The organism is Psychrobacter sp. M17(2026), from assembly GCF_055699815.1.
The window spans coordinates 215,229-234,259 of record NZ_CM146741.1; the positions used below are offsets into that span (position 1 = coordinate 215,229).

Here is a 19,031-nt window from a genome sequence, read left to right on the forward strand (position 1 = left end):
TAATACAGTAAGGCACGGTTATGAGCACAGCATATGACGAGATAAAAACCCGACTCCAAGGCTCTATGGTAGCTTTGGTGACGCCCATGAATCCTGACGGCACGGTCGATTACAAACGTCTGGCAGATCTCATAGATTGGCAAATCGATCAAGGTACGCATTGCTTAGTAGCAGTGGGCACGACGGGTGAGTCGGCAACGTTGTCCATGCAAGAGCACAGCGAAGTGATTCGTTATTTTGTGCAGCATGTCAAAGGCCGAGTACCTGTGGTAGCAGGGACAGGCGCTAATAATACGACTGAAGCGATCAAGCTCACTCAAGATGCCAAAGATGCAGGAGCCGACTGTGCGCTGCTGGTTGCGCCTTATTATAATAAGCCGCCACAAGAGGGCTTATATCAGCATTATAAAGCTATTGCCGAAGCAGTCGCTATACCACAAATGCTCTATAATGTGCCTGGTCGTACGGTAGTGGATATCGCGCAGGAGACCGTTGAGCGTTTGGCTGATATCGATAATATTGTCTCAATCAAAGACGCTACAGGTTCTTTAGAACGTGGTGAAAAACTGATTCAGGCGGTCGGTGATAGATTGGTAGTATTATCAGGCGACGATAGTACGGCGCTTGAGCTGATGAGATTTGGTAGTAAAGGCAATATCTCAGTGACCGCCAACGTCGCGCCAAAAGCTATGAGCGAGAGCTTTACAGCAGCGCTACGTGGTGATTTTGCTGCTGCAAATGCGGCACATGATGTGATCAAGCATCTACATCGCGACTTGTTTATCGAGTCAAGTCCGATCCCAGCCAAATATGCGCTGCACAAGATGGGCATGATCGATACTGGTATTCGCCTGCCTCTAGTTTGGCTGGCAGAGGAGCATCACGCTACGATTGATGGTGCTCTAGTACAAGCAAACATCCAGACACAACCACTATAAACTGCGATTAAAGCTGAACATTCGAAACGACTGTTCAGCTTTATATGAATACTACTAACAATCAGTCAAAGGGCTGCATAAGCCTACTGTGCTAGATAATATAGAGATACTATGATGAGAATATCATTCACAACGCCTAAAGCTATGCCCATTGTGTTATCTATTATAATGGGTAGCACCTTAGTTTTGAGTGGTTGTCAGGCTACAAAAGATTTTATTAGTAAACGCGATAATGGTAGCTTGGAGTATCAGCAAAGCCAGAAGCTTGCGCCACTACAGTTACCGACTGACCAACAGACCGCACCTTTTGTGCCTTTATACTCCACGCCAAATGTTGGACAAAATACACTCGTCTTACAAAACGAAGCAGGCAAACAATATCAGTTGCCAAAGCCTGAGCGCGCTGTGGCGGTAACGGCTCCGAATCAATAAAACTCCTCATTACCCTTGTCTATACTATTATTGTCTATACTATCAGCTTGAATGAACAGGATACTTTTAATGCAAAAACAAAAACTGCTATATAAAGGCAAAGCTAAATCTGTCTATGAGACCGATGATAATGACTTTGTAATCTTACACTTTCGTGATGATACCTCAGCACTTGATGGTAAACGTATTGAGCAATTGGCGCGTAAGGGCGTCGTGAACAATCGCTTTAACGCTTTTATTATGCAAAAACTGAACGATGCAGGTATTGAGACTCATCTTGAAAAGCAGCTGTCTGATGATGAAGTATTGGTCAAGCGCATGGATATGGTACCGGTCGAATGCGTTATGCGTAATTTCGCAGCGGGTAGCTTAGTGCGTCGGCTAGGGTTAGAAGAAGGGTGTGTGCTCAATCCACCAACCTTTGAGCTATTTTATAAAGATGATGCGCTGGGTGATCCAATGGTCAATGAGTCGTTATCGGTGACCTTGGGCTGGGCAACAGAGGCGCAGTTAGCAAAAATGCGCGAGCTGACTTATCGAGTCAATGAGGTATTAACAGCGCTATTCGATGCTGGCAATCTAATACTGATAGATTTTAAATTAGAGTTTGGCGTATATCATGACCGTATTGTATTAGGTGATGAATTCTCGCCAGATGGCTGCCGTATTTGGGACAAGACTACTAAGAAAAAACTCGACAAAGACCGTTTCCGCCAGTCATTAGGCGATGTGATTGAAGGCTATGAAGAAGTCGCTCGCCGTATCGGTGTACCTTTGAATTAGTAGCTTATGAAGTGACAATCTAATAATTTATTTTAACGAAAAAAACTGAGCTTTATGCTCAGTTTTTTTTAGCCTTTCATATTTAATACAGCGTCAAAAGGTGTGATAGTTCGCTTACATTATAAATAATATGATCTCATAATAAATGATTTTGTATACCAATGCACAAGGCAATCGATTTGAAGATTTTGATGGTATTATTTTATGGTCTCAACAAAGGTGCTGGCGTTGAGAGAGTAGGCTCTATGATTGCTAACGGTCTATTGGATGCAGGTCATGAGGTAATCTTAGCTAGCATCGGACCTTGTGATACCCCTTTTTTTCCACTTAATAAAGATATTAAAATAATTCCATTATCAGATTCTGAACATGCTAATTGGAATCGTATTCCTAATATCGTTTATGAAACTAATATCATTTATAAAATAAGAAAGCTGTTAAAAACGCAAAGCATCGACATAGTAATGGCAGTAGACATTAAGTGTATTCCTTATACTCTACCGGCAACTTTAGGCTTAACTGTAAAACATATAGGCTGGGAGCATTTTAACTTTGATCCTAATCAAGCGATGAGCGCAAGCTCTTTATTCAGACATTTAGCAGCACGATATTGCGACTCAGTCGTTGTTTTAACTCAAAGAGATAAAGAGTATTGGCTAAAACATACTCGTCACCAGTCACAAATCAGCGCTATAGCCAATCCTTGTCCGTTTCCAGTGCAAGAGTATATTAAGGAAAATAAAAAGATAGTATTAGCAGTTGGCCGTCTAGACAGAGATAAGGGCTTCGACTTGTTACTCAAAGCTTGGCTGCATATCGTCACAGTTATGCCAGAATGGCGATTGAAAATAGTAGGCGAGGGTGAGCAAAGAGCAGAGTTAACTCAGTTTATTAGAGCCAATCAAATAACCGAGAGTGTGGAACTGGTTGGTGCGACTGACGATGTGAGTCACTATTACAAACAGGCGGAGATATTTTGTTTGCCCTCTCGGATAGAAGGGTTCGGTATGGTTTTGACGGAGGCTTTAGCCTTTGGTCTTCCTATTGTTAGTTTTGATTGTGGACCTGGGCCTGCAGAAGTTCTAAAAGATACCGGCTCTATTCTAGTGCCTAAAAATGATATTAGCCAACTCGCCTTAGCGTTAATTCATCTGATGAAGGATGATGAGCAAAGAGAAAGGATTGGCTTAAAAGGTAAAGAAAAAGTCGAGATTTATCAACCCGATACTATCATAGAGGAGTGGTTGAGTTTACTTAAAAATCTTGAATAGCATAGAGTATTATCTTAATAGGCTCTATAACTAGTGCAACAGACCCTAGTTTTATAAAAGTAATTTAGATACATTTATGTGTCACTGGTATAAATTTTTCTTGCTTGCTTTGCCTATGCATACAGAGGCTGCAAAAAATTCCTACTAGCAATATTGGAATGTTTTAAAGTATCTTGATTGTAACTTTACGTGTACTTTTGTTTATGTCTGATATAATATAAATTCTATTATTGGAACATAAATACGGAGATTTAGATGATTGTTTTTGATAAACTAAAAATACTGTTCCAAAATAATGCCTCTAAGATCGAAGCTGAAGCTGTCCGATGCCCTTTAACTAACGATACGGTTAATATTTTAAGGAAACATTCTATCGCCTGTAAGTGTGGAGGGATGGCCGTACCTATTAGCAAAAGGGGCAATGTATTTAGATGTATCCATTGCACTGAAGAGCATCGATATATTAATTATAATCTAGAACGGTTGAGTAACTACTTAGCAGCTCAAGACTCTGATATCACTGCTAATGAAGACGTAACATTCAACACGAATGATTACGATGATGCTATAAAACTATTGCAAGAAGAATATAAGAATCCTCACGTGTCTTTAAAGAATTACTTTAAAACGTAGATTGAGTATCCAACTATCTACCGCTGGCGGCGACAGTTGAGACAGCACTTTTAGATAACTTAAACTGATCTGAGCTCAAGTAAGATAGACTATCGGTTATTCGTATTAGCATCGGCGGTTTGTTGGACGATTTGTTCTACTCGCAAAAAATCCGTATGACGCACATCTTTACCACTAGTACAGAAGATAACTAGCTCAGCGATATTTTTGGCGTGATCGCCAACACGCTCTAATGCGCGTAATACCCATAGTATATTGATCACTTTAGACACGTGACGGCTGTCCTCCATGACATAAGTCATAAGAGATCGCGTGGCAGAGTGATACTCTTCATTGACTGACTCATCGTTTTGCAATACCGAAAATGCCTGCTGAGAATCCATCCGTGAGAAAGCATCAAGTGCGTCAAGCAGCATTAAGCGTACCTGATTGGATAAATGCTGAACTTCTAAATAGCCTCTAGGAGAGGCGCCATCTTCAATTAATCGGCATGCCATGCGTGCTATTTTTTCGGCTTCATCACCCACCCGCTCAAAGTCGACAATACCTTTACTAAGAGCCATGATTAATCGTAAATCATTGGCAGCTGGCTGGCGCTTGGCAACCAATAGAATAATAAGCTCATCGATTCTGATCTCTAACTGATTGACTATATGATCATCAGCGATTACTTTTTTCGCGGTCGGCTCATCTGCGCTTATCAAAGCTCGTGTCGCAATCGCGACTTGCTCTGCAGCCAAGTGTCCCATCTGTATAAATAATTCAACAACTTCATTTAAATCATTATCAAAACTCTTTGATAGATGCTTTCCTGTGTTCGGCATAATTGCTTCCTTGATAATAAGGGACTACTGTAGATGGCTATGCTTAAATAACGGCTTAAAATAATGGCCTAAATAAACAGTAACTTAGCCATAACGACCCGTAATATAATCTTCAGTGGCTTTTTGTGCTGGGCTGGTGAATATTTGATTGGTCTCACCCATCTCGACCATATCCCCCAAATACATGTAGGCGGTGTAGTCAGAGATGCGTGCCGCCTGCTGCATGTTATGAGTCACGATAGCAATGGTATAGTCGTTTTTTAAGTCGGTAATCAAGTCTTCAATAGCGCCAGTGGATATAGGATCAAGCGCTGAGGTTGGCTCATCTAAAAGTAATACTTCAGGCTTAGTTGCCACTGCACGCGCGATGCAGAGGCGTTGTTGCTGACCACCTGACAATGACAATCCTGAGGCCTTGAGCTTGTCTTTGACCTCAAGCCATAATGCTGCCTTTTTGAGAGCCCACTCGACACGCTCATCCATCTCAGCTTTGCTTAGCTTCTCATACAGACGGACGCCAAATGCCACATTGTCATAAATAGACATAGGAAACGGCGTAGGTTTTTGAAAGACCATACCCACTTGCGCCCGTAGCAGGTTGACATCTAAATCTTTAGCTAGAATATTATTACCATCGAGGGTGATTTCACCCTCGCTACGCATATTAGGATATAAGTCGTACATGCGGTTTAAAGTACGTAGCAATGTAGATTTTCCGCAGCCTGAGGGGCCAATGAAAGCCGTTACTTTTTTTTCTGGAATATTAATATTAATGTTTTTTAAGGCTTTAAAGTCACCGTAGTAGAAATCTAAATTCCTAATAGTAATCTTGCTAGGCGGCATATTATCGGGCATATCCGCTATGGTTTGTTTGGTTAAACCCTCACTATCGGGCTGCTGTAGCTGACCTAATGGCTGATTGAGTAAATCATGTTGGCTACTTCTATTAGTTATGCTTTGCTTAGCTACGCTTTGCTTAGTCGCTTTTCTTTCTAGTACATCAGACATAATATTATCCAACTATTTCAATATCTTGTTAAAGGGGCTATCTTTATTTTAAGGCATGCTGTGAATCGTACTGCTCACTGGGGTTCTTACAGCGCTGAGATATGTCTTAGATAGAGAGCTATCTCGTATGATCCTTACCACCGATAAACCGCGCCATAATATTTAATAGCAATACTGTACCGGTAATCAGTAGCGCTGCCGCCCAAGCTAGCGAATGCCAATTATCATAAGGACTCATTGCAAACTGATAAATGGTATTGGGCAAGTTGGCCAGTGGCCCGTTCATATCAGTACTAAAGTACTGGTTGTTTAATGCGGTAAATAACAGAGGGGCGGTCTCACCAGTAATACGTGCAAATGCTAATAGCACCCCTGTGGTTAAGCCAGCCTTGGCCGCTTTTAGGGTCACCGTACTGACTAGCTTCCATTTTGGTGTACCCAATGCATAGGCGGCTTCACGTAAAGTATTGGGCACTAGATTTAGCATATTTTCTGTCGTACGTACGACAACGGGAATCACAATCAGTGCCAAGGCTAACGCTCCTGCCCACCCTGAGAAACTTTGACCTTTGACCATTAATGCATAGATAAATAAACCAATCACGATCGAGGGAGCGGACAGTAAGATATCGTTTAAAAATCGGGTAACCTTGCCAAGCAAGCTACCCTGTGAGAATTCAGCTAAATAAATACCAGCCATCATACCGATGGGTGCACCAATGGCTAAACCCGAAAATGCCAACATCACCGAACCCACGATAGCATTACGCAGACCACCTTCTCCCATAGGCGGCGGTGTATCTGCCGTAAATACGGGCATCTGCATTAGACCTTGAAAGCCTTCAACAAACAGCGTGACCAAAATCCAAAGTAGCCAAAATAAACCAAAAATAATAGCGGATGTAGCAAACCCAAGCCCTAATCTATTTATGAGACGACGCTGATTATATAGGCGTTGGTTGTAGCGCTTTTCAATGCTGGATACTGGAGTAATAGTAGGTGCTGAATTCATCGGGCGTCTATCCTTTTTTATGTTTGATATTATCGCGACTAGTTGCCAGCTTTTTGGTCAATACGCATCAGCAGCAGCTTAGATATCGATAGCACGATAAAGGTAATGACAAAAAGAATGAGGCCTAAATGCAATAATGAGGCTAAATGCAACTCGCTAGATGCCTCAGCAAACTCATTAGCCAAAGCTGAAGTAATAGTCACCCCTGATGTGAATAAACTGGGGCTAATATTAAAGGCATTACCAATCAAAAAGGTCACCGCCATCGTCTCACCCAACGCCCGACCAAGTCCTAAAATGACTCCACCAACCACACCTGCTTTGGTATAGGGTAGGATGATTTTGAACATCACCTCCCAAGTGGTAGCGCCCATGCCATAAGCGGATTCTTTTAATAAATCAGGAACGACAGAGAAAACATCGCGCATAGTGGCGGCAATAAAGGGAATAATCATAATAGCCAGCACTAGTGAGGCGGTAAACATACCAAGCCCCATAGGCGCTCCGGTAAAAACTTGACCAATGATAGGCAAGGGACCAATGTTTTCAATAAACCAAGGCTGAATGTGATCGCCAAAAAACGGTGCAAACACAAATAATCCCCACATACCGTAGATAATAGAAGGAATACCTGCCAGCAGCTCAATAGCGATTCCTAACGGCTTTTTTAGGAAATTAGGACATAATTCAGTCAAGAAAATAGCAATGCCAAAGCTGATAGGAACAGCAATACAGATAGCGATAAAAGAGGTGACCAGCGTCCCGTAAATAGGGGCGAGTGCCCCATATTGATCGTTTACCGTATCCCAGTTATTGCTGGTATAAAAACCTAGCCCAAACTCGGTGATACTAGGCCAGGCCCCGATGAGCAATGAGAGCGTGATACCGCCAAGCGACAGTAGCACTAAGAGCGCAAATGCTTTGGTGGCGTTGACAAAAATAGCATCGTAACGCTTTTGTTTTACCAGTTGAGATTTTAAATCTGCCATAAAACCCTCAATACTCTAATGTATAATCTACAATCTATGATCAGCTTGCTTAACGAGTGTTGTTATTACTTTAACTGCTAAATGCACTGCCAATCTAATTGCTAATTCAAATAGGCTTGTCGGCTGGAAGATAAACAGGCTTACCTTCGCTATCGACCACTTCGTTCCATTTTGCTTTGAAGAGCGCTACGGCAGTATCAGAAAAAGGCACATAATCGAGGTTTAGGGCATCATCATCACCTTGAGCATAAGCCCAATCAAAGAAGCTTAGAGCGCCTGCGACTTGCTTGGCATCTTGCGGTTGCTTATGGACTAAGATAAAAGTAGCTGCAGCGATAGGCCAAGCTTGAGCGGTTTCAGAGTTAGTAATAACTTTATAAAACCCTTCGTGCTGTGACCAATCGATGTCGCCAGCCGCGGCAAAGCTCTCAGCTGAGGGTTGTACCACATTGCCAGCAGCGTTTTTGAGAGCCACATGTGCCAAGCCGCTTTGCTTAGCATAAGCGTATTCGACATAACCGATAGAGTTCTGCATACGATTCACGTAGCTTGAGACGCCCTCATTGCCTTTGCCGCCAGCGCCTGTGGCTGAGGTTGGCCATTTTACGGTTTTGTCCACACCGATAGTGTCTTTCCAAGTGCTTGAGACTTTGGCTAAATAATCAGTGAAGTTAAACGTCGTACCAGAACCATCTGAGCGGAATACCGTAGTAATGGCCGCATCAGGAAGAGTCAAGTCAGGGTTCATGGCAGCAATAGCAGGATCATTCCAGTTGCTGATCTTGCCAAGGTAGATATCAGCGAGCATTGCACCATCTAGCTTCAGTTCACCAGGTCCAATACCTTCGATGTTGACAATAGGAACCACACCGCCGATAACCGTTGGAAACTGAATAAGACCAGCCTCATTTAACTCATCAGGAGTCATTGGTGCATCTGAGGCGCCAAAATCAACTGTTTTAGCAATAATTTGTTTGATACCACCTGATGAGCCGATGGATTGATAATTTACTTGTCCGCCTGTTGCTTTGTTATAAGCGTCTGACCATTTGGCATAGATAGGCTGTGGAAAAGAAGCGCCCGCACCCGTAATATTCATAGAGACGCTGTCAGCTGCTGTTGAGATGACAGAATCGGTAGTTTCATTACTAGTGGTGGCTTGATTACAAGCGGTTAAGGCAAAGGTACTAGCGATGGCTATAGCCATGAACGAATAACGCATTATGTCTCCTAAAATTATTTGAGTATTGGGTCGTTATAAATCACAATGACCACACCGCAGTAATGCTCTGTGGTTAATGAGTACATCGTAACGAGCAAATATGACAGTTTGATGAAATAAAGCGTTTTTATAGAAAAGCTTGCTATCTACTTATAAAAAAGAGTGCTACCTCAAAGGTTAAAGATTAATGTCATTAAATAGTCACAATTAATAGGTTTAATGAGCCTACATTGGCGAGTGTTCTATGCCTTTTTTTCAAGTTTGATACTTCAATCTTGTATCTTAATAACTGATACCCTAATAACTCACATCTTAATAACTTACACCTTAATAATCAGCGAGACCTTAGTATGCGTAACGAGCAGATATTGATTGTCGAAGATGAGCTTGCCATTCGTGAAATGATTGTGATGACGCTAGAGATGGCTGGTTTTGAGAGTTTGCAGGCGGCTGATATTGCAGAGGCGCACCAACAAGTAGTGGATCATCGGCCTGCGCTGATATTGCTTGATTGGATGCTACCAGGGGATAGAAGTGGCATTGATTTTTGTCGCATGCTCAAAAGTGATGAGATGCTGTCTGAGATACCAGTCATTATGCTGACTGCCAAAAGCGAAGAGGATAGTCTCATCAATGGTCTTGATGCTGGGGCTGATGACTATATGACCAAGCCCTTTTCAACCCGTGAACTTATCTCACGCATCAAAGCAGTATTGCGTCGTAGTCATGCGCTCAGCAGTGATAAGTCTATCGAGATCGGTCAGCTAAGCTTAGATCCAAAAAGCCAGCGCGTCACCGCTCAAGGAAATATCATTGATATGGGTCCGACGGAATATCGATTGCTGGCATTTTTTATGAGTCATCCAGAGCGCGCTTATACGCGCACCCAACTGCTAGATCAAGTTTGGGGTGGCAACGTTTATATCGAAGATCGCACTATTGATGTACATATTCGACGCTTACGTAAATTACTACATCCTTACGACTGTGATAAGTTGATTCAAACCGTTCGTGGTACAGGTTATAGGCTGTCTAGTCATCTTGAATAGCGACATGCAGATTAGGTAAGACAAAGTAAAGAAAAGGGCGTCGATGACACCATAGCAGCCAGTAATAAAGATAGAGGATAAGGGAAAAACACGATGACGATAGACAATAGCCAACCAGACAGTCACCAACAAGACAACCAGCAAAAAACCTCCTCGAAAAATACAATGGATCAACTCAAAAAGATCGGAAGCGCGCTGCGAGCGTTAAGAGATGCTGTCATCTTACTCAACGATGATGATGGGCTAGAATGGTGGAATCAAGCGGCCGCAGACTTGTTGTTATTGAGCACAACTGATCAAGGCAGAAGTATTTTTGAGTTTATTACGGCCGCTGAGTTTCGAGAGTATTATCAAGATACGCAGAATCATAGCAGTGGTATTGATATGCCATCATGGCGAGACCCTAATCGCTATCTAAAGTGTGAGCTCACGCCGTTTGGCAATGAAAAGCTACTTATTATTGATGATGTGACTCGTTTGCACCACTTAGAACAAATGCGACAGGACTTTGTAGCCAATGTCTCACATGAGCTACGTACGCCACTGACTGTGCTGATGGGTTATCTAGAGAATTTCTCTGAGCAAGAGGATATATTACCGCAGTGGCGCCGCGGCTTTGAGCTGATGACTCAGCAGACGGCTCGTATGAATAGAGTGGTCAATGACTTATTACTGCTATCTCGTATTGAAATTGAAGAGAATCAGGAACTAGATTATATAGATATGACCAAGCTACTGACCCATATCTATAGCGACGCTCAGGCTTATAATCATGAGTATGGCCATACTATCCATTTGCAAATAGACACCTATGATGGTCTCTATGGCTCAGAGATGTATCTAAATAGTGCGCTGTCCAATTTGGTCATTAATGCTATTAAATATACTCCAAAAAATGGTGATATCGTTATCAATTGGACTAGGACTGCTACAGGGTGTCGATTTTCAGTGACTGATAATGGTATTGGTATTACGGCACAGCATATCGCGCGTTTGACTGAGCGTTTTTATCGTGTTGATAGTGGGCGCAGTCGTGCTACAGGCGGTACAGGCTTGGGACTGGCTATTGTAAAACATGTGCTAAATCAGTATGAGACGACTTTGCAGATTGAGTCGTCAGAAGGGGTAGGCTCGACCTTTAGTGCGCTGTTTCCAAGTGCGTATGTTCGAGTTACTCCTGAGTGCTGATACTATAGCTTTGTAGTCTTGTTTTCAAACAATCCTTAAACACAGTGCAAACAACGTCAATGTGGTCGCATTCTTTTTTTATGCTAAATTGTTAGCTACTATAAAATAAAAAAAGGTCTCATGAATGGTAACCTCTAAAACCTCAATTAATAAAGCGATGGTACTAGAGCCTGAGTGGTTTGCGCGACCCACTTGTGTCGTAGCTGCCGACTTAATAGGTAAAGTACTATGCCGACAGCTAATCGATAGTGACGGTGTACAAAAAACGTTACGCATGCGGATATCTGAGAGCGAAGCTTATATAGGTGACGCTGACGGATCAGTACAAGCACATGTGGCAAAGAAAAAAGAAAAGTCCGAGATTATGTATCGTAAAGGTGGCGTATTCTATGTTTACCTTACTTATGGTGTCCATAGTATGCTCAACCTGATCAGCGGCCCAGTAGGCTCGCCCGAATCTGTGCTTATAAGAGCTGGGTTTTTGAGTGATAGCAGTGAGCGTTTGGTTGAAGAATCATCGCTTAGCGCTGACCAGCAGTTAACCCATGTTAAGCAGTTTGCAGGACCTGGCAAATTGACCAAGCGCTTACAGATTGATAGCGCGTTATATGGCAAAGCTATCGACGTTGAATCAGAGGTTTGGATAGAGGGTGACGGCTGCAAACCTCCTGTGTCAGTGCGTCCGCGTATTGGTATTGATTATGCAGGAGAGGCCAAAGACTGGCTAGTACGCTATATCTGGACTGATCATCCCTCACTTTCTAAAAAATAGGACAGTATGTATGTATAAGCTAACCGTCTTCATTCCAGAGGAAGCTTTAGATCAGGTCAAGTCAGCACTATTTGTAGCAGGCGCTGGCAAGATTGGTAACTATGAGCAGTGCTGCTGGCAAGTAAAAGGCGCAGGACAATTTAAGCCTATGGCAGGTAGCACCCCGCATATCGGCTCGCATGATAGCTTAGAGACCGTCAATGAATGGCGAGTGGAGATGGTCGTAGATGAGTCATTAATGATAGACGTTATCGATGCCTTAAAACAATCACACCCTTATGAGACGCCAGCATATGACGTGATAGCAGTATTAAAATTTTAACGCAGGCTTTTAATGCAAGATTTTGACATTAGCTTATAAAAAGCCCAATAGATCGATTATTGCTCTATTGGGCTTTTCGTACAAAGGCAGAACATAAACAAAAGCTTAAGTTAGTCTTTTTTGACTTTAATTACGTTGTAGTTGGGATACCCAAGCTCAATCTTATAGTTATCATTACCGCGTTTAGCTTTTACCTTGATGGTTCGGTCGCCCTTTTTGTATTTTACATCTTTGACACGGTAGCCCATATTAGCGACTTTATTAGCCGCGCGCTGCTCGATAGCAGGGCGATAGATATCTTTCTCGATTGATTTGATGGATTTTTTATTCTTTTTATAGACGTCGGTATCTTTATAGATATTCTCATAAATATCGCCATAATCATTATAGCCACCAGGCGCAGTGACACAACCAGTAGTCACGGTCAACAAAGCGGCGATAAAGCTACTAGCAGCGATCTTTGAGCCCAAAGATGGTAATTTATTCATAAAGATATTTCCTATAAAGTAGTAAAAAATTCTAGTAGAGCTATAGGCTAGCCTACTTGGGTAATGCAGTCAAAACTATAAACATACCAAAAACTTAATCTTTCTCAAACTTGATAGTATTTAAGTCAGGATAGCTTAAGATAATATCGTACTCTTGATTACCACGTTCGGCTTCAATCTCAAAAACGTCACGATTGTCTTGTTCATCAAGCTCAATGTCGGTGACGTTATAGCTTTGATTGCTGAGCTTATTGATCGCGCTTTGCTTGATGGTAGGGTAGCGCGACTCATTTTTAATCTTATATTCAACATTATTTTAAATTAATTTTTACGTCTAGCGATAATAGTCCTTAAACCCTAGCCATAAATGTCAATACGGTTTATAAGTTGTAATTATTGGGCTAGATTAAGTAATCATTACTTATTTTTAATTAGAATAGGGTTGTCAAAGACATTCTTTAGCGTTAACACTATACAAACTTGATTTCAGAAAAATCCCAAACTTAGCGGGATCAAAAACAGGGTCATCATTAATGCTACTTAAACTTATTCTCTTTTCAGGGTTTGCAGGAGTAACCGTATTCATTGGCGGCTTATTAGCCAATTTATTCGATCATCATGTCAAAGATAGTCCTGTGAAGTATGAGATTGTGCATACCTTAATGTCATTTGGTGCTGGAATAATCCTATCAGCGATCGCTTTAGTGCTGGTTCCAAAAGGTATGGAGACACTTAGCGTTTGGGGGGTAATAGGCTCGTTCTCATTGGGGGCTATACTATTTATGCTCATTGATAAGCGTTTAGCCAAATCAGGAGGTCAGCAAGCTACCCTACTTGCGATGATGATGGATTTCGTTCCTGAGTCTATTGCCTTAGGTGCGGTATTCGCAATCGAGCCACAGATGGCATTATTATTGGCTGTGTTTATAGGCTTACAAAACCTGCCTGAATCCTTTAACTCGTTTCGCGAATTAGTACAAAGCGGCTTCAGTGTCAAAAAGACTTTAGTTATTTTCTTTATACTGAGCTTTTTCGGGATTATCTCAGCGCTTATCGGGCATTTTTTACTCAGACAACACCCCGATTTGACAGCTTATTTGATGGTTTTTGCGAGTGGTGGTATCTTATATCTATTGATTCAAGATATTATTCCTGAAAGTAAGCTAGATAATAACTACATGACGTCATTAGGAGCTACGCTGGGCTTTTTAATAGGCATAGCAGGCGAGATGATTATTTAGCCAAGCAATAGTCATAAATGAAGACTAATTTATAATCATGTAAGCATATGCTTACAAGCAAAGAGGTTAATACCTCTTAACAAACGGTTAACATTTTGGCATTATAGTCACACGGCATCAGGGAATGTGACTCAAGGATTGAGTTTACCGTGTTAAGGACAATGATTCGATTGTTAGCGTCAGGATGACAATAGCTATCGAAGCAAGGACACATGACCTACGCTGGTAGTAGAGAACCACTAACAGTAATTGCAAGTATTGAGCAGGACGCTCGATTATTACCGTATATTTTTTATTTGCATGGATGCAAAGATGAAAATGGTAATAAAGTACAAGGATAGTTGACGATAAAACCGCATAGCAAATTGATGTTATGCGGTTTTATTGTATCTAATGATTGTATATAGTTATTTAGCCTAAGATTCTATTTAGTATTAGATGCTATTAAATATAAGATATTTTTATTAAAATGCTCAGATAACGCAATGAGTATCTAATAGCCTGTTTCGTTGTAATATAAAAACATAAAAATCCGCATCATTGAATGGTGCGGATTTTTGTGTTTTGAGTCTTAAAGCTTGATACTACATCTGAGATTAGTATTTGTTTTCAGTACGCCATTCAGTGACTTGACGTTCAGCGTCATCTTTTGCATGACCATAGCGCTCTTGGACTTTACCTACGAGCTTGTCATGACTACCTTCAATATGTAGTAAATCATCATCAGTAAGATCAGCCCATTTTTGCTTTACTGAGCCTTTCATCTGGTTCCAATCACCTTTTAGAGTCTGTTCATTCATTGTTTTATTCCTTATTTTGTTTATTGGTTTTCATAATCTGAGCAACTTACTTAACTTATATTTGTTTTGAATTCATTGCTTCTAAGTAAAATAGTTGCCACTAAGCTAACTAACTTGTGACTACTAATATAGAGGTGCGCACTTGCGTTGTCTGTATATCCAATGTTTATAGTGTTACTTGATGATGATTATTCACGCCATTATGTTATCGAAGTTATTTTATTGCAGTTATATTATTAAAACGACAACTATTATATAGCTTACTGTATCTGAGATTATCTAGAGAAAAGTAATAATGAACGCATTCGCCACAATAAACACTACAAGCGTACTCTTAAAAGTAATAAAGTGAAAGAATCATAAGGAAACGGTCAATAAACAAGGAAAGTTATTATGGCTGATATTATTAATGATGTTGTAGACATGGAACAAACGCATTTTAGAACGTGTAACTTGTGTGAAGCGATGTGCGGCATTGAGATAAAGTATGATGGTCAAAAGGTGTTATCAATAAAAGGCGATAAAAACGACCCTTTTTCTCAAGGATATATTTGCCCAAAAGCGACTGCATTGCAGGATTTATATGAAGACCCTGATCGTCTGCGTCACCCTGTCGAGCGCACCGCTGACGGTTGGAAACAGATTAGCTGGAACGAGGCGTTAGACAAAGTCGCCACAGGTATTCAAGCCGTACAGAAGCAGTATGGTCAAAACGCTTTTGGGATCTATTTGGGTAATCCAAACGTCCATAATATGGGCGGTATGCTCACCATTAAGCATCTGTTACATAGTCTCAAGTCGCGCAGTCGCTTTTCTGCCACCTCAGTCGATCAATTGCCGCATCATATCGTCAGTATGCATCTGTTCGGACACATGCTTCGTATCCCTGTGCCTGACGTTAACAATACGCACTATATGCTAATCATTGGTGGCAATCCGCTAGCATCCAACGGCAGTATTATGAGTGCGCCAAACATGCGCCAAAAGTTAAAAGACATCAAAGCTCGTGATGGCAAAGTAGTGGTCATTGATCCAAGACGCACAGAGACCGCAGAGATTGCCAGTGAGCACCACTTTATTCGTCCTGCGACCGATGTTCTATTGTTATTAGCCATGCTTAATGAAATTTACTTGCAAGGCTATGCTGACAAGGCACGTCCTAATAACAGAGCCGCCGCATTAGCGCCTGAGATTGATAAGTTGGCGACTTTTGCAAAGGACTATAGTGCTGAGTCGGTTGCTAGTATTACAGGTATCAGTGCGTCTGAGATTAAGCGCTTGGTTAAAGAGTTTTGTGAGGCCGAAAGCTCAGTATGCTATGGACGTATGGGTATATCGGTGCAAGAATTTGGCTTATTAAGTCAATATCTAGCTATGGTAATTAATATTGTCAGTGGTCGCTTAGATGAAGTTGGCGGTTTGATGTTCCCTAATCCTGCGGTCGATGTGGTTAACAGTTCAGGGCCAGGCTATTTGGGTAAGCGCCATAGCCGCGTCAGCAACCTCCCTGATTTTAATGGTGAGTATCCGGCTGTCGTTATGAGTGACGAGATGTTAGTCGCGGGCGAGGGGCAATTAAAGGGCTTTATGTGCGTGGCGGGTAATCCAGTCTTGAGCACGCCAAATGGTGAAAAACTAGACAAGGCATTGTCGCAGTTAGAGTTTATGGTCGCGCTTGACTACTATGTCAATGAGACCAGTCGCCATGCCAATATTATCTTGCCACCAGTCTCGGCGCTAGAGCGTGATCATTATGATGTCACCTTTAATGGTTTTGCTGTACATAATGTGGCTAAATATTCGCCAGCGTTGTTTGACAAAAAGGACAATGAAAAGCATGACTGGGAGATCTACTTAGAGCTAGCAGAGCGCTTAGAAAGGTATGCGCCTGATGCTCTTAAAGACAAGCGTAAAGGCGAACGTGATCTAACCAAGAAGCTTGGACCAAAGTTCTTGCTCGATCAAGCTCTAAAGCATGGCCCTTATGATGATATCGATTTAGAAACGTTAATCGATAATCCTCATGGTGTCGATTTAGGAGCGCTACAAAGTATGCTACCTGATGCGCTACAGCATGCCGATAAGCAGATTAATATGAACGTGGATTTTTATCAAGCGGACTTAGAGCGCGTACAACAGATGATGCAGCACTACGATGACAGCCAAATTTTATTAATAGGTCGTCGCCATGTGCGTAGTAATAACTCATGGATGCACAATAGCTATCGACTGGTAAAAGGCAAATCGCGCTGTACTCTAATGCTGCATCCTGAGACGGCAGCGCAATACAAAATTGTGGATGGTCAAGAGGTCAAAGTGACTTCACGCGTGGGCAGCGTTATCATTGTCGCAGAAGTTACCGATGAGCTCATGCCTGGGGTAGTCAGTATTCCACACGGCTTTGGACATAGTCGCCGTGGCGTCAGGCAAAAGATTGCGCAAGCGCATGCTGGGGTCAGTGTCAATGATCTGACCGATGATACTTTGATTGATGAGCTGTGTGGTAATGCAGCTGTCAACGGCGTACCTGTGCAGCTTGAGGCTATAGAGACAGAATCTAAATCGCTAGCAACTGTTAATTTAAAAAGTCTAGCCTGAGAAATTAATGATCTAAATCTTAAATTAATTAGAGCCTCAAACTAAATAAGCGCTCATCTAGGGCGCTTATTCATGTCTAGAACCTTGTAAAATTATACGCCAATAAAATCAAACTTAACGGGTGGCTTCTCGCCTTGCATAAGCAAGCTAATCGCTTTGGCTGAGCCGCAAGCATGCGTCCAACCTAGCGTACCATGACCGGTATTCAGCCATAGATTATCAAAGGTTGCATCCACGTTCTCACTGCCGTGACGCACTTGACCGCAATGCGCCCGTCCAATGAGTGGCACATTGGATGGCGTCATTGGACGCAGCCCTGTCCAATAATCTACTGAGTTGGCAATGATGCCCTTGGGAAATAAAAAGCGTACGCGCTCAGTAATTGCCGCACAGCGCACGCTATTTAAGTCCATATTATAGCCGTTGAATTCTGCGGTTCCTGCAACGCGCAATTTATCGCCAAGCCTAGAAATAACGAGCTTATACTCATCATCAATTAGACTAATAAACGGCGCCAGATGTGGGGCGCGAGGGTTAACTCGATAAGTGGCTGAGTAGCCTTTAGCAGGAAATATAGGCAGATGCACGTCTAGAGGCTTGAGCAGCGCTGTACTATAACAACCTAGCGCTACCACATGACTATCAGCGCTAAAGGTTTGTGCGTTCTCACCTTTAGGACGTATGGTAATACTGTGTACATGCGGGCGATTAGAGTGCGCATCAGTGTTTAGTGCCAAAACCTCAGTATTGTACATGAAGTGCACACCAGCTGCCGCGCAACTCTGTGCTAAGCGCTGAGTAAATAGATGCGCGTTGCCTGATTCATCACGACTGGTAAAAGTCGCACCAACCAACTTATGAGCGATAGGGTAGAGCGCAGGCTCAAGGCTAGCTGCGGTATTAACGTCGATAAAGTGCCGCTCACAGCCCAACTCTTGCATGCGCTCAGTGGGTGCAACTGCCGCATCAAACTCAGCTTGACTGGTATAAAAGTGCATAATACCGCGCGTTTGCTGCTCGTATTGAATATCGATATTGCGTCGTAGCTGCTGCAAAGTCGCTCGCGAATATAGTCCTAAGCGTACCATTTGTACGAGATTGTCATCGGCTCGATCCGCTCGGCATTCCTGCAAGAACTGCATTGCCCACTTTAGCTGGTCTTTATCAGCGCGCAGTCGATATAGCAGAGGTGCGTCCTCGCGGAATAGCCATTTGAGTGCTTTCATCGGCGTTTTAGGATTGGCCCAAGGCGTGGCGTGCGATACCGATATTTGACCACCATTAGCAAACGAGGTCTGCATAGCTGCGGCGGCCTCACGCTCGATCACAGTGACCTGATAGCCCGCCTTTTGTAGATACCAAGCAGTCGTTACGCCCACAACGCCCGCGCCAAGTACCGCAATATGTGTCATAATCTAAAGTCTCTATAGTTACTCTGCTGGCATTACTAAACGTGCTTGC

Annotated in this window: 19 protein-coding genes; 11 read left to right on the forward strand and 8 right to left on the reverse strand. The window is 42.4% G+C overall.

Annotation, left to right across the window (positions count from 1 at the left end; all coding sequences use genetic code 11):
* Positions 1 to 20 precede the first annotated feature (20 nt).
* The 5 genes from dapA to ACR63T_RS00935 all read left to right on the forward strand — a co-directional run bounded on the left by dapA (position 21) and on the right by ACR63T_RS00935 (position 4,057).
* Complete coding sequence (gene dapA, locus ACR63T_RS00915; protein WP_472784467.1) at positions 21 to 938, forward strand: 4-hydroxy-tetrahydrodipicolinate synthase; 918 nt, start codon at positions 21 to 23, stop codon at positions 936 to 938.
* A 111-nt stretch (positions 939 to 1,049) separates the two neighbouring features.
* Entirely contained in the window at positions 1,050 to 1,370 is a 321-nt protein-coding gene (locus ACR63T_RS00920) for a hypothetical protein (protein WP_472784468.1), read from the forward strand.
* Between the two features lie 69 nt (positions 1,371 to 1,439).
* On the forward strand, positions 1,440 to 2,153 hold the full coding sequence (gene purC / locus ACR63T_RS00925) for a phosphoribosylaminoimidazolesuccinocarboxamide synthase (RefSeq protein WP_472784469.1): 714 nt from the start codon (positions 1,440 to 1,442) through the stop codon (positions 2,151 to 2,153).
* Between the two features lie 179 nt (positions 2,154 to 2,332).
* Entirely contained in the window at positions 2,333 to 3,424 is a 1,092-nt protein-coding gene (locus tag ACR63T_RS00930) for a glycosyltransferase family 4 protein (RefSeq protein ID WP_472784470.1), read from the forward strand.
* A 255-nt stretch (positions 3,425 to 3,679) separates the two neighbouring features.
* Complete coding sequence (locus tag ACR63T_RS00935) at positions 3,680 to 4,057, forward strand: hypothetical protein (protein WP_472784471.1); 378 nt, start codon at positions 3,680 to 3,682, stop codon at positions 4,055 to 4,057.
* Between the two features lie 89 nt (positions 4,058 to 4,146).
* On the opposite strand, the gene phoU is transcribed toward ACR63T_RS00935, so the two are convergent.
* From phoU to pstS, 5 genes are all read right to left on the reverse strand, one after another.
* Complete coding sequence (gene phoU / locus ACR63T_RS00940; RefSeq protein ID WP_472784472.1) at positions 4,147 to 4,881, reverse strand: phosphate signaling complex protein PhoU; 735 nt, start codon at positions 4,879 to 4,881, stop codon at positions 4,147 to 4,149.
* An 84-nt stretch (positions 4,882 to 4,965) separates the two neighbouring features.
* Positions 4,966 to 5,889, reverse strand: a complete 924-nt coding sequence (gene pstB / locus ACR63T_RS00945; protein WP_371747897.1) for a phosphate ABC transporter ATP-binding protein PstB — start codon at positions 5,887 to 5,889, stop codon at positions 4,966 to 4,968.
* 118 nt (positions 5,890 to 6,007) lie between these two features.
* Entirely contained in the window at positions 6,008 to 6,901 is an 894-nt protein-coding gene (gene pstA, locus ACR63T_RS00950; RefSeq protein ID WP_201571064.1) for a phosphate ABC transporter permease PstA, read from the reverse strand.
* Between the two features lie 38 nt (positions 6,902 to 6,939).
* Positions 6,940 to 7,890, reverse strand: coding sequence for a phosphate ABC transporter permease subunit PstC (gene pstC, locus ACR63T_RS00955; RefSeq protein WP_201571065.1), 951 nt, complete (start codon positions 7,888 to 7,890; stop codon positions 6,940 to 6,942).
* A 106-nt stretch (positions 7,891 to 7,996) separates the two neighbouring features.
* A complete protein-coding gene (pstS, locus tag ACR63T_RS00960) occupies positions 7,997 to 9,112 on the reverse strand; it encodes a phosphate ABC transporter substrate-binding protein PstS (protein ID WP_305899364.1) in 1,116 nt (371 codons plus the stop codon).
* 350 nt (positions 9,113 to 9,462) lie between these two features.
* Here pstS and phoB point away from each other — a divergent pair, with 350 nt between their 5' ends.
* From phoB to ACR63T_RS00980, 4 genes are all read left to right on the forward strand, one after another.
* Positions 9,463 to 10,161 (forward strand): phosphate regulon transcriptional regulator PhoB, encoded by a 699-nt coding sequence (gene phoB / locus ACR63T_RS00965; protein WP_201571072.1) that lies wholly within the window; start codon positions 9,463 to 9,465, stop codon positions 10,159 to 10,161.
* 93 nt (positions 10,162 to 10,254) lie between these two features.
* Positions 10,255 to 11,349: a phosphate regulon sensor histidine kinase PhoR gene (phoR, locus tag ACR63T_RS00970; RefSeq protein WP_305899365.1), complete on the forward strand. Its 1,095-nt coding sequence runs from the start codon at positions 10,255 to 10,257 to the stop codon at positions 11,347 to 11,349.
* 124 nt (positions 11,350 to 11,473) lie between these two features.
* The gene (locus ACR63T_RS00975; protein ID WP_472784473.1) at positions 11,474 to 12,121 is read left to right on the forward strand and encodes a DNA-3-methyladenine glycosylase; all 648 of its coding nucleotides are present in this window, start codon (positions 11,474 to 11,476) and stop codon (positions 12,119 to 12,121) included.
* Between the two features lie 10 nt (positions 12,122 to 12,131).
* Positions 12,132 to 12,443: a YqfO family protein gene (locus tag ACR63T_RS00980; protein WP_201571076.1), complete on the forward strand. Its 312-nt coding sequence runs from the start codon at positions 12,132 to 12,134 to the stop codon at positions 12,441 to 12,443.
* A 110-nt stretch (positions 12,444 to 12,553) separates the two neighbouring features.
* Here the strand turns inward: ACR63T_RS00980 and ACR63T_RS00985 are convergent, their stop codons facing one another.
* Positions 12,554 to 12,931, reverse strand: coding sequence for a hypothetical protein (locus ACR63T_RS00985; RefSeq protein ID WP_472784474.1), 378 nt, complete (start codon positions 12,929 to 12,931; stop codon positions 12,554 to 12,556).
* Positions 12,932 to 13,464: 533 nt separating this feature from the next.
* On the opposite strand from ACR63T_RS00985, the gene ACR63T_RS00990 reads away from it, so the two are divergent.
* Entirely contained in the window at positions 13,465 to 14,172 is a 708-nt protein-coding gene (locus ACR63T_RS00990) for a ZIP family metal transporter (RefSeq protein ID WP_472784475.1), read from the forward strand.
* A 596-nt stretch (positions 14,173 to 14,768) separates the two neighbouring features.
* Here the strand turns inward: ACR63T_RS00990 and ACR63T_RS00995 are convergent.
* On the reverse strand, positions 14,769 to 14,972 hold the full coding sequence (locus ACR63T_RS00995) for a CsbD family protein (RefSeq protein ID WP_201571090.1): 204 nt from the start codon (positions 14,970 to 14,972) through the stop codon (positions 14,769 to 14,771).
* Positions 14,973 to 15,365: 393 nt separating this feature from the next.
* Here ACR63T_RS00995 and ACR63T_RS01000 point away from each other — a divergent pair, with 393 nt between their 5' ends.
* Positions 15,366 to 17,570 carry a molybdopterin oxidoreductase family protein gene (locus tag ACR63T_RS01000; protein ID WP_472784476.1) on the forward strand — a complete coding sequence of 735 codons (2,205 nt, stop codon included), beginning with the start codon at positions 15,366 to 15,368 and terminating at the stop codon, positions 17,568 to 17,570.
* Between the two features lie 92 nt (positions 17,571 to 17,662).
* On the opposite strand, the gene ACR63T_RS01005 is transcribed toward ACR63T_RS01000, so the two are convergent.
* Positions 17,663 to 18,982, reverse strand: a complete 1,320-nt coding sequence (locus tag ACR63T_RS01005) for a D-amino acid dehydrogenase (protein ID WP_201571092.1) — start codon at positions 18,980 to 18,982, stop codon at positions 17,663 to 17,665.
* Positions 18,983 to 19,031: the final 49 nt, after the last annotated feature.